At 36.1% G+C, this 11,618-nt stretch carries 13 protein-coding genes; 3 read left to right on the top strand and 10 right to left on the bottom strand.

Features of this window, described 5'->3' with window-relative positions:
* Nucleotides 1-133: 133 nt before the first annotated feature.
* From BUB91_RS02515 to BUB91_RS02500, 4 genes are read right to left on the bottom strand one after another with little or no spacing between them, the layout of a single operon-like run.
* Nucleotides 134-2,200, bottom strand: coding sequence for a flotillin family protein (locus BUB91_RS02515; protein ID WP_073096544.1), 2,067 nt, complete (start codon nucleotides 2,198-2,200; stop codon nucleotides 134-136).
* A gap of 16 nt (nucleotides 2,201-2,216) precedes the next feature.
* Nucleotides 2,217-2,924 (bottom strand): hypothetical protein, encoded by a 708-nt coding sequence (locus tag BUB91_RS02510; RefSeq protein WP_073096541.1) that lies wholly within the window; start codon nucleotides 2,922-2,924, stop codon nucleotides 2,217-2,219.
* Nucleotides 2,925-2,926: 2 nt separating this feature from the next.
* Nucleotides 2,927-3,646: a PspA/IM30 family protein gene (locus BUB91_RS02505; protein WP_073096538.1), complete on the bottom strand. Its 720-nt coding sequence runs from the start codon at nucleotides 3,644-3,646 to the stop codon at nucleotides 2,927-2,929.
* Between the two features lie 12 nt (nucleotides 3,647-3,658).
* Nucleotides 3,659-4,054, bottom strand: a complete 396-nt coding sequence (locus tag BUB91_RS02500; RefSeq protein WP_073096536.1) for a type III secretion system chaperone family protein — start codon at nucleotides 4,052-4,054, stop codon at nucleotides 3,659-3,661.
* Between the two features lie 267 nt (nucleotides 4,055-4,321).
* Here BUB91_RS02500 and BUB91_RS02495 point away from each other — a divergent pair, with 267 nt between their 5' ends.
* Nucleotides 4,322-5,077 (top strand): helix-turn-helix domain-containing protein, encoded by a 756-nt coding sequence (locus BUB91_RS02495; protein WP_073096533.1) that lies wholly within the window; start codon nucleotides 4,322-4,324, stop codon nucleotides 5,075-5,077.
* A gap of 20 nt (nucleotides 5,078-5,097) precedes the next feature.
* Here the strand turns inward: BUB91_RS02495 and BUB91_RS02490 are convergent, their stop codons facing one another.
* From BUB91_RS02490 to ruvX, 5 genes are all read right to left on the bottom strand, one after another.
* Nucleotides 5,098-6,054, bottom strand: a complete 957-nt coding sequence (locus BUB91_RS02490; protein ID WP_073096530.1) for a sterol desaturase family protein — start codon at nucleotides 6,052-6,054, stop codon at nucleotides 5,098-5,100.
* Between the two features lie 87 nt (nucleotides 6,055-6,141).
* On the bottom strand, nucleotides 6,142-6,915 hold the full coding sequence (gene mazG, locus BUB91_RS02485; protein ID WP_073096527.1) for a nucleoside triphosphate pyrophosphohydrolase: 774 nt from the start codon (nucleotides 6,913-6,915) through the stop codon (nucleotides 6,142-6,144).
* 100 nt (nucleotides 6,916-7,015) lie between these two features.
* The gene (locus BUB91_RS02480; RefSeq protein ID WP_073096524.1) at nucleotides 7,016-7,444 is read right to left on the bottom strand and encodes a DUF5606 family protein; all 429 of its coding nucleotides are present in this window, start codon (nucleotides 7,442-7,444) and stop codon (nucleotides 7,016-7,018) included.
* Nucleotides 7,445-7,604: 160 nt separating this feature from the next.
* Nucleotides 7,605-8,192 (bottom strand): peptide deformylase, encoded by a 588-nt coding sequence (gene def, locus BUB91_RS02475; RefSeq protein ID WP_073096522.1) that lies wholly within the window; start codon nucleotides 8,190-8,192, stop codon nucleotides 7,605-7,607.
* 39 nt (nucleotides 8,193-8,231) lie between these two features.
* Nucleotides 8,232-8,636 (bottom strand): Holliday junction resolvase RuvX, encoded by a 405-nt coding sequence (ruvX, locus tag BUB91_RS02470; protein ID WP_073096519.1) that lies wholly within the window; start codon nucleotides 8,634-8,636, stop codon nucleotides 8,232-8,234.
* A 281-nt stretch (nucleotides 8,637-8,917) separates the two neighbouring features.
* Between ruvX and BUB91_RS02465 the strand changes: the two genes are divergently transcribed.
* On the top strand, nucleotides 8,918-9,733 hold the full coding sequence (locus BUB91_RS02465; protein WP_073096516.1) for a 2,3,4,5-tetrahydropyridine-2,6-dicarboxylate N-succinyltransferase: 816 nt from the start codon (nucleotides 8,918-8,920) through the stop codon (nucleotides 9,731-9,733).
* A gap of 12 nt (nucleotides 9,734-9,745) precedes the next feature.
* Entirely contained in the window at nucleotides 9,746-10,804 is a 1,059-nt protein-coding gene (locus tag BUB91_RS02460; protein ID WP_073096513.1) for a glycosyltransferase family 9 protein, read from the top strand.
* On the opposite strand, the gene BUB91_RS02455 is transcribed toward BUB91_RS02460, so the two are convergent.
* Nucleotides 10,794-11,615 carry a glycosyltransferase family 2 protein gene (locus BUB91_RS02455; protein ID WP_073096510.1) on the bottom strand — a complete coding sequence of 274 codons (822 nt, stop codon included), beginning with the start codon at nucleotides 11,613-11,615 and terminating at the stop codon, nucleotides 10,794-10,796. The two genes, BUB91_RS02460 and BUB91_RS02455, sit on opposite strands and share 11 nt — an antisense overlap.
* Between the last annotated feature and the right edge of the window lie 3 nt (nucleotides 11,616-11,618).

Below are 11,618 nucleotides of genomic sequence, written 5' to 3'. Positions count from 1 at the left end.
GTGAATTCGAATTCAATTCCAAGAAAGAATTAAAAAGAGTGAACGTTTTCTATACTTCCTGTGAAGCTAAGAATACCTTATAAACACACGCTCTCGGTTTTAAGAGAACGTGTGCCTGAGCTTCTGAAGTTTATCACTTCAACTTCTTACTATCTATCCCCAAGCCTTTAGCCAGGTTGAACAGATTACTAAATAAGGTCTGCTCCTCACTGTCGTGCGATTGATCCTTAAGATGCATCAGCAGATTAGCAATAGTCAGGTTTTTGATATCTTCTGAAGAAACACCGTATTTGTCTGCAAACTCTTTTACTTTTTCAAGCAGATTGCCTTTGACATCGTCACTTCCTAAAATTGCATTTTTTACATCTTGAATATTGGTGCTGTTTGCAACCAAACGGTCGTACCCTTTAGCCTTTGTAATCTGACCAATGATCTGATCAAAGAACATCGTCTCACCACCTACAATATCAATCTTAGCAGCTTTAAGCGCATCTCCTATCACCTGAGCCTGAGCATCAGCAATATCTTTCTGAATATTTATATGTGCCAGATCAACTTGTAATTCTTTATCAAGACGTAGTTTAAACTCTTCGTGTTCTTTACCTACACCGTCTAGTTTCTTCATTGCATTTGCTTTCTCTTCAATACCGGCAGCATCAGCCAGTGCTTTGCCTTTGATCACATCTGCTTCAGCCATACCGTCTTTGCGCTTCGCATCTGCTTTAGCTTCCATACCAGCTGCTTCAGCTTTCATTTTCTTCTCGATGATAGATGCTTCAACAATTCCCTGACGCTCGTTAGCATCAGCTTTAGCGTGCATAACCTGAGCTTCAGACATACCCACAGTCGCTTCTTCTTTAGCTTGTGCTTCTGCTAAAATCTTACGTGCCTGAGCTTCCTTCTCAGAAGCTTCTTTGTGCGCAAGTGCCTCTATATTGATCTCTTCTGCTTTTTGTTTTGCAGCCTCTTTCTGAGCCTCAGCAGCTTTAATAGTTTTGATCAAATCTTCCTGCGCATTCGCTTCGGCAATAGTAATTTTCACCTGCTTATCACGATCTGCAGTTTTAAATGCTTGAATATCTTTCATATTCTCCTGCTCTTCTACCACGCCTTTTTCAAGCATCACACGGTCGCGAATCACATCCTGAATATTTTTCTTTTCAACTTCTACTACCTTTTCTTTTTCGATCTGAGCCAATGTAACCACACGCTCTCTTTCAGTAGCTTCTAGCAGACGGTCTTTTTCTACTCTTTCGGTTTCTACAGCATCAGTACGTTGCTTATTCTTAGCAGCGACAATAATCTGACGCTCCATGTTTTCTTCAGCAACTTTAACTTTTTCCTGTGTAGCAATACGTGCCGTTTCCGATTTAAGACGCTCTTCTTCTGCAACTTTCATCGTTTCGGCTTCTTCACGAGCTTTGATGTTTGCTATCTCTCTTTTTTGCTGTTCTTCTTTTTCAGCCAATTGCTTGTCTAACTCCAAAATAGCTTCACGTGCTTCCACATCTTGCTTACGAATGGTTTTTTCCTCATCGCGCTTGATCAAGTTTGCTTTTACGTTTTGAACAGCAGTCAACTCAGTAATCTTCTTAATGCCTTCCGCATCCAGAATATTATCTGGTTTTAGATGCATCACCGGAGTTTGTTCTAAAAAGTCAATTGCACAATCTTCTAAGGTATACCCGTTAAGATCTGTACCGATGATATCTACAATCTCATCCCGAAATTCGCGACGCGCCTCGTATAATTCAATAAATTGAAACTTTTTACCTACCGTTTTAAGCGCTTCAGAAAATTTAGCTTCAAAAAGATCTTCTAGGGTTTCTATACGAGAAGCACGGGCAACACCAATAGTTTGCGCAACTTTTTTGATATAAGAAATATCATTATTCACACGAACGAAGAATGCTACTTTAATGTCAGCCCGCATATTGTCTTTACAGATAAGACCTTCAACACCCAGTCTTTCAATCTGGATTTTCTTTACAGAAACGTCCATAATTTCCACTCTGTGAAAGACCGGAACCACATAAAGTCCTTTGTCTGTAGCCACTTTTGTCCCACCGAAACCGGTACGAATTAGCGCCTGACCTTGGTGTACTTTTTTGTAAAACATCGCGATGATCGCGAAATAAACGATGATTAAGAACAAGAGAATTCCTAACCCAACTCCAATAATTGGTAATACTTGATTCATTTTTTGATTGATTTATTTAGTCGTTATAATTCTGTACGAGGTAAAAATTCTGATCTTCAGAATGTTTGATAATGAGTACGGTGCTACCGTAAGTAAGCGGTTCTCCAGTGAGCGATTTCACGTAAATAGACATTGTATTTCCGTCTGCAAGTACTTCTGCGTTACCCAATTTATCACCGGTAATAGTAGAAAGCAAGGTTGCTTTTCTTCCCAAATAATCTACTGCAACATCACCATCTTTATTTAAGTGTCTGAAAAAACCTTTGAATGGAGTAGTGAAAATCTTATTGACAACCAATGCCGGAACTAAGGCTATTAGCATTATTGCAAAGCCAAAAACCGAATCATAGGTCATTGTGAGCGCTGTAGTCAGCGTCGTCATCAACCACCAGACAAAAATCCAACAAGTAAATGTGAACATAAAAGGAAGTCCAACGAAATTAAAATAGATCAAGAAAATCTGCCAACCTTTTAAAGGCTTACGGCGTTTTCCGATCACATTTTCTTTAGTCACCTCAACATTAGAGACATCTTCGAAATCCATATTACCGCCCTCTAACCCAGTATCCAGATCTAGGTCTGCATCAACATCTACGTCAATATCCAGATCAAAATCAATACCGCCTACCATTGTAACAATCCAATACAGGATCAAAATGAGGAGCAAAATAGATAACACTATATTGACGTCTGAGAACAGTACTTCTGTTAAGGTTGCATCCACTATTACCCCTGTTTTTTAGAGTCGTCAAGACCCAGTTGTGATTTTAATTTTTCGAGTTCGTCATCAGCTTTTGCTGTAGTTGTATCTGCAGCCTTATCCAACTCATCGTCTATAGATTTAGACGCATTTGCAATATCACCATACGCTTCGGCAAGCGCCTCTTCTTGAGCAACTTTATCTTTCATACGCTCTAACATAGAAACAGTACCCGTGCTGTCTAATTCTGCCATTTGCTTATTCAAGCTTTTTGTGGCATTACTAACTTTCACACGCGCTTTCAGCGTTTTGAGTTCGTTCTCCCACTTGCTGATATTCGATTTTATATTCTGAATATTCTTTTGCAATTGAGCAACGTTAGCATCAAATTTTTCAGACTCAGTCTTGGCTTGATCTACCTGCTTCTGCGCTTCTTCTTTTTTGACTAAAGCTTCTTTCGCCAGTCTATCTGCTTCGGCAGCATCCATCTGCTTATTATGAGCCTTCTTCAAAATCACGATAGCCTTGCTCTGATAATCTTCTGCTTTATCCTGAAATTCCTCTTGATCATTCCTTGCCCGTATTGCAAGTGCTTTTACCTGCGCAAGAGCCTCAAGACTTTTATCAAGGTCTTGTTTCATATCACGTATGCCCTGCTCGGTTAATTTGATAGGGTCTTCCATGTTATCAATAGCGGAATTAGCCTCTGCCTCTCCAATTTTAAATAAGCGCTTAAATATGTTCATGATTTCTAAGATTTAATATTTTGAAAATTCTATTATTTTATCTGAATACTCACTCATCAGTAAACTCAGTGAATTTAAAGAGCCTTCCAACTCATTTAAATCCATATTCTCTATCTGAAGCGTGTCTCTAAAGATTACTTTTTCACCACTCTCATTCAGCACAAAAGCTCCGTGAATGATGTCTCTATTTTTTTGAAGGAGACTTTTAAAAACTTTTTCTGACTGGTTGTTAATTTTAAAGATGAATTGTTCCAAAATGAGAATGGGTGGTGCTACACCCAAAATCAGATTTTTAATTCCAGAATTTTCTTTTTGGACGACCAGTATACCATCTTCAGGATTCTGAAAGGTGATATTAAAATCAAGTTCAAGTAAATAATTTTTGGTTATAAGGAAATGATCTTTCATCGACTTTTGGTTGCAGGTTGTTAAGGATTTCTAAAAGTTAATAATACAAAAACTAGTTTTTAATTGTTCAGATTAAGTTAATTATTATTGTTAACAATGCGTGAATTAATGCTGTCATACTGTTTGATTTTTGATTGATGAATATTTTTTACAATATTGAAAACTAGAATACCCACTAAAAAAATTAGCTGAATAAAATAGTTTTTGCTAATATTGTTAGGTAAATATAATTAAATATTTTCAATTTGCAAATAAAATTAGCAAAATATGTCTTTTTTTGGTAAAAATATTCGAAAAATACGAAGTGTAAAAACGCTGAGTCAGCAGGCATTTGCTGAGCTATTCAACTTAAAAAGAGGGACTTTAGGTGCTTATGAAGAAGGTAGAAGTGAACCTAAAATAGAAACCATTATTAAAATTGCTAATTATTTTAGCATACCTATAGATGACTTGTTAAAACGAGAACTTACGGTTAACGAACTCTTAAAGTTTAAAAGTTCACTGTCTGAACAACACGATTTATCCAACCCGGAAACCTTTAAACAGATACCGTGTATTACAGAAAAAAACACAACAGATTATATCAGTAATTACCAAAATCGAAGTTTTGTACAAGATATGGTTCAGGTAACATTACCTGTAGATAGCTCTGAAACTATGCGCGCTTTTGTGGTGACCAATCTAGAAATGACCAATCAAAATCAAGGGCTTTTTCCTAAAGATGTAGTTTTAGGAACATTTGTAAAAAAAGATAAGTATAAGAATATTGAACACGGCTCAATTGTTTTGGTTCTTACAAAAGACCAACTTATACTTCGCAAAGCTTATGTAATAAATAACACGCTAGTATTAAAAGCAGAACATCAAAATATTGACGAATTGAATTTTGTCCTTTCTGAAATCAATGAAATCTGGAAAATAACATCTGTATATCAAAGACGTATAACTGCCATTAGTTCTGGTATTGAAGACAAACTTTCTATGTTAGAAAAAGAATTCGCTAAACTGAGAAGCCAAATTTGACAACTCCCCCCAGTAACCATTTACTCCGCTGCCATTTCTAGATTCAATCGTTCCTGCTCAGCTTCTTCTTTTAATTTTTTACGCATTTGTTTAATAGTAAGCGTGCTTCCGTCGTGACTCCATCCCGGAGGTCCAAAGATGTACATAAATTTGTGTTTCAATTTAGGAGAGCGTTTCATATCACTCCAGATATCCTTATATTCATGCGTAAGAATAATTAACGGATTATAACTATTAGGTGCTTTAGTTACACCGTATTCAATATCTATTTCCTCATCAAGCTCTTTAAAAGTTCCAAAGATGCGATCAAAGGTGTTTAGAAAACCTCCGTGGTTTTTATCCATGTATTCCAGGTTACGCGCGTGATGTACCTGATGCATCGTATGTGTATTAAACACCTTATCTATGATTCCTAGTTTAGGAATGTATTGCGAATGTAACTGAAATTGCCACAAAGCCTCTATACCCAGACAAACAACAAGCATTTCTGGCGGAAAGCCAATAGCGACAATCCACACATAAAATAAAGGTTTATAAAAAATAGTAAACCAGCCGTTTCTTACTGCAGTTCCTAAATTAAAATTATCCGAAGAATGATGTACAATGTGAGCCGCCCAGAAGAAACGCACCATATGATTCTGACGGTGGAACCAGTAATAGGAAAAATCATCAGCTAACTGACACAATATCCAAATGTACCAAGCATAACCAAAAGATTCCCATCCAAAAATATTTGTTCGCACCCCTCCAACAACCGGATTAAAAACATCATATACCCAATTGAAAAGCAGGATAACAGTTACTGTCTTTACTAGTGGTGCAATAAGCGTAGAGCCTATACCCATTGTAAGACTAGCACCCAGATCCTTCCAATTATATAATTTGTCGTGATCGTGATGTTTACTATAGGTTAATTCTACTAAAATAAGACCTAAAAAGCAAGGCACTCCGTAAATTAACGGGTTTGTAAAATCCATAAAATTGGTTTAATTCCAAAAATAGACTTTACACTTTAAAATACAAGAACTTTAAGGTTAAACAATAGATTTTTGAGGTGTAATTTTTTAAAGTTTCTTAGCCTCTTCCCAGAAAACATCCATTTCGCCTAAAGTCATATCATGAAGTGCTTTATTCCTCTCTTTAGCTTTTGATTCTAAATACTGAAAGCGCTTGATAAACTTCTTGTTTGTTCGCTCTAACGCACTTTCCGGATCTACTTTTAAGAACCGCGCATAATTAATCATCGAGAAAAATACGTCACCAAATTCAGCTTCTATCTTTTCTTGGTCTTGAGCATCTATTTCGACTTGTAATTCTGTTAATTCTTCCTGAAGCTTCTCAAAAACCTGTTTTGGTTCTTCCCAATCAAAACCTACCCCAGCAACCTTATCTTGAATTCGGGTAGCTTTTACCAGAGCCGGTAAAGATCTTGGCACACCTTCTAAAACAGATTGCTTGCCTTCTTTCAACTTTAGATTTTCCCAGTTTCGTTTTACGTCATCTTCATTTTCAACAGATACATCGCCATAAATATGCGGATGTCTTGAAATCAACTTCTCACATATCCCATTTGCAACATCTGCGATATCAAAATCCTGGGTCTCACTTCCTATTTTAGCATAAAAAATAATATGAAGCAGCAAGTCTCCTAGTTCGTTCTTAACTTCCTTCAAATCATTATCAAGAATGGCATCACCCAACTCATAGGTTTCCTCAATAGTAAGATGTCTTAGACTTTGCAGCGTCTGCTTTCGATCCCATGGGCATTGCTCCCGCAGTTCATCCATTATGGTCAGTAAACGATCTATTGCTTGTAGCTGATTTTCTCTAGTGTTCATAGCTGCAATTTAAGTATTAATAAGCTTTAGAATACTTGTAAAAACAAAAAATCCCGTGATACAATCACAGGATTTCTTAAATCTTTTATACTGAAGATTTTTATTCTTCTTCGTCTGATTTAGCTGCATCTGCAACCTCTTCAGTTTGTGATTCTATAAGATCATTTGCCTGAAGCAAATTGTACCATTGTATAACTTTTTTGATATCACTCGCATATACGCGGTCTTCATCAAAATTAGGAAGCACATCAAAAAAGTAAGCTTCTAGTTCATCTTTAGAGACCTTGTGATCAATCGCCTTACCCCCGTCTTCTTTTTCCGAAATTTTAGCAAATACTTCGCGTAAGGGCTCTTCACCGTCCAATGTATAAATAGAAATTTCTGAAAGTACACTCACATTGTGTCTCAAACCTACCGGTATTTTCTTTCCGTCTGTTAAAGACTCTGCAATAAAGCCAGAACGTGTTTGTGCTCTTAGATGATATAAACCTGGTTTTCCTGAAATTGAAACTATTTTATCTAAACTCATATGTTGTATTTAACTCGAAACTAAACGTATTTTCTTTATAATTCCCTACGGTCTTTCCTCAGGATGCTTTTTAAAACGGATTTATAAAATTTCTATTCTAAAAGGGCGCAAATATCTAGGCTCTTTTTGAATTATCAAAATAAAAAATCACTCCGCTATCTTAACGTCCTTTTTTATCTGGAAAACGCATACGGTAATCCGCATTGGTTTTTCCTTTACTGATACCTGCTAGTTTACTTTTAATAATTCGTTTTTTAAGGCTGCTCAATTTATCTGTGAACAAAATTCCTTCTATATGATCATATTCATGCTGAATCACTCGTGCCAATAACCCGTCATATTCTTCAATGTGTTCTTTAAAATCCTGATCCTGATATTTAATTTTAATATTGGGACATCTAAAGACGTCTTCATTGATACCCGGGATGCTTAGACAACCTTCGCTAAAAGCCCATTCATCGCCGGTCTCCTCAATGATTTCAGGGTTTATAAAAGCTTTTTTGAACGTTTTAAGTTGCGCTTGCTCTTTTTCAGACAAGTCTTCGTCATCTGCAAACGGAGTCGCATCAACCACAAAAATCCGAATCGCTTTCCCTATTTGAGGAGCTGCAAGCCCTACTCCACTCGCGCCATACATGGTCTCAAACATATTAGCTATAAGTTCATCTAACTTAGGATAATCTTGAGTGATAGGAGCGGCTTTCTTTCTCAAAACAGGATCGCCGTATGCAACAATGGGTAAAATCATTTTAAACTTCTTTTCGTAATTATTAATTGATCAAAAACGTTATCTGTACAGATAAGATTGAAGAATTATAGTTGCACTGATCTCATCAAGCAGTGCCTTATTTTTTCTCTTTTTCTTTTTCAATCCGCCATCTAACATAGATTGTGCAGCCATTTTTGAAGTAAACCGCTCGTCAACACGCTCAATGGGAATTGTGGTAATCTTTTCTAAGCTTTCGCGAAATTTTGAAATAGCTACTTCTACATCAGAAGCAACATTATTCAGACGTTTAGGCTCACCTAATAAAATGAGTTCTACAGATTCTTTAGCAAAATACGCTTTCAAAAAAGTCAGCAACTCTTTAGTATTTACAGTAGTGAGACCAGAGGCTATAAGCTTCAACTCATCGGTCACAGCAATACCTGTACGTTTTGTACCAAAATCTAAAGCAAGAATACGCCCCATTTTATTTTTTGGCAAAAATAAGGCATTCAAAGGGAATTTAAACACCTCGTATTCCTTTTACTCGATTATCAAGATTTCAGTCTAAAAATAAAACATAGGCTTTAAGCAAATTAACTTCATGTAGATTATTGAACTTTTATCAAAACTCATTATACCTCACTATAAAGTTTAATCGTCTTTCAATAAGGAAAACAAATACCCGTATCTTGGTTTTTTAAAATTAGCTAGGCTATATTTGAAGCCGCAAAAATTGAACGAATCAACTAAAAACAAGTTTAAAAATGCAACAAGTAAAAAATCTTATCGAAGCAGCCTGGGAAGATCGTTCCCTACTTTCTGATAAAGTAACTCAAGATGCTATACGTGAAGTTATAGAACTTATAGATGGTGGTACGCTGCGCGTTGCAGAACCTAAAGGTGATGACTGGCAGGTAAACGAATGGGTAAAAAAAGCAGTTGTGCTGTATTTCCCTATTCAAAAAATGGAAAAATTAGAAGTTGGTATTTTTGAATATCACGATAAAATGCCGCTTAAAAAAGGCTATCAAGATAAAGGAATTCGTGTTGTACCTCACGCTATAGCACGCCACGGAGCTTTCATTTCAAAAGGTGTGATCTTAATGCCAAGTTATGTAAACATCGGTGCTTATGTAGATGAAGGCACAATGGTAGATACTTGGGCGACTGTAGGCAGTTGTGCTCAAATAGGCAAGAATGTCCACTTAAGTGGCGGGGTAGGAATTGGTGGTGTTTTAGAACCATTACAAGCTGCTCCGGTCATTATTGAAGATAATGCTTTTGTAGGCTCTCGTTGTATCGTAGTTGAAGGAGTGCGCGTAGGTAAAGAAGCGGTTTTAGGTGCAAATGTTGTACTTACTGCATCTACTAAAATTATAGATGTTACCGGTGATGAGCCTAAAGAAATGAAAGGAATTGTACCTCCTCGTTCAGTAGTAATTCCTGGTAGCTACACTAAGAAATTTGCTGCTGGGGAATACAATGTTCCTTGTGCATTGATCATAGGTACACGTAAAGAAAGTACCAACAAAAAAACATCACTTAACGACGCGCTTCGTGAGTATGATGTTGCTGTATAGCATTTACAGAATATGAAAATTTTAGTAATTCAACAGAAGATGATAGGTGACGTTTTAACGTCATCTATCCTTTTTAAAGCCATACGTGAAAAGTATCCTGAAGCTGAATTACACTACCTTATTAAGCCGCATACCCTTGCAGTCGTTAAAAACAATCCGTTTATAGATCAATTTATTTTTGACCAAACTGATGCAAGTGATAAGCCAGTTAGCCTTAATGCATTTGCATCCCGCATTAGAAATGAAAAATACTCTCATATTCTAGATGTATACTCTAAACTAGGAACTGCTTATATCTGTTTGCGTAGTAACACGAAAACCATAAGCTACAAAAAATGGTATACTAGTTTTGCCTACTCGCAAACGGTTACTCCACTTAAAGAACCAAAAACACAAGCTGGTTTAGCTATTGAAAACAGGTTGCAATTATTAAAACTCTTCCCAAAAACTTTTAAAGAAAGCGTTAAACCAAAAATATACCTTAGCCAAGAGGAACTTGACGAGGCTAAAGCTTTTCTAACTACATCTAATTTAGACTTCAATAAGCCTATATTTATGATTGGCTTACTGGGTAGTTCTGATACTAAAACCTATCCTTTAGAATATCTTGCGCAATTGCTGGAAACTGTGGTTAAAGAAACCCCTGAAGCTCAATTACTACTGAATTACATCCCCGATCAAAAAGAAGCAGTTAATAAATTTTTAGAATATTGCTCTACAGAGTTAAGAGCCAAAATCTTCCCTGAAGTCTACGCTAAAGATTTAAGAAAATTCATTGCTGTCTTATCCTTTTGCAAAGCGCTTATAGGTAATGAAGGCGGAGCTGTAAATATGGCCAAGGCACTTAACGTGCCTACATTTGCTATTTTCTCTCCCTGGATTACTAAAGAAGTCTGGGCGCTATTTAGCGGTGATCAAAACCTTTCAGTACACTTAAAAGATTTTAAACCTAAACTATTTCAATCAAAAAAAACAAAAGAAATCAAAACAAATGTTGATGCTTTATATAAGGTATTCACACCTCAATTACTGAGTCCAAAATTTAAACATTTTTTGGAGACTATTTCTTGACAATTCCGTAATCAGTATAGGTCTTTTTCATAATTCTTGTTTCTTTTCTGATGCGGGCATTATTAATAAGCATTTCTTCTTTTACATATCCACGAGTATGATCAAGATGAACACAAATTGCGCAATAGCGTATTTGTTTTGCTTTAATTCCCAAATTCAAAAGACGCTCCCCCATCTCTCGGTCTTCTCCACCGTATTGCATACGTTCATCAAATCCATTCACTTTGAGAATATCTTTTTTCCAACCGCTGGAGTTATGGCCGTTCCAAGTAGCTTTTGTAGGAGTTAATGAATTTAATAAATCAGATTCAAAACCCTTCGCTGTAATTTTTATGTTCTTAATTGAATTTTTTAATCCTCTTTTTTTTAACCAATTAATATTAAAACAAGATTGATTTTCTATATCACCTAAAGTAATCATTTGTGAAAGTAAAAGTGAAAGTTTAAAATAACCTCCAGAAAGGAAGTAATCAGCCTTTCTATATTTCATATGTTTCGCAACAAAATTAAACTCAGGAATACAGTCTCCATCAGACATTAAAATATAATCCGCCTGTGTTGCCTCAATTGCTTTATTCAAAATAGTTGTCTTCCTAAAGCCTTTATCTTCGTGCCAAATATGCTTTAGAGGTCTTTTAAATAGCGAAGATAATTTAGCAATTGTTTTTTTGGTCAAATCATCAGAACCATCATCAGCTACAAGTAGTTCAAAATCTGTAAAAGACTGATTTGCATAACCAAAGAGTGTCTTCTTTAGCCAATCTACCGAATCATACGTGCTAATTATTATTGATATCTGAGGTTTTTCCATCAT

Origin of the sequence: Leeuwenhoekiella marinoflava DSM 3653, assembly GCF_900129005.1 — a bacterium.
GTDB classification, from domain to species: Bacteria; Bacteroidota; Bacteroidia; order Flavobacteriales; family Flavobacteriaceae; genus Leeuwenhoekiella; species Leeuwenhoekiella marinoflava.
Note: the sequence above shows the minus strand (reverse complement) of the source record. Positions and strands in the feature narration are given on the sequence as shown.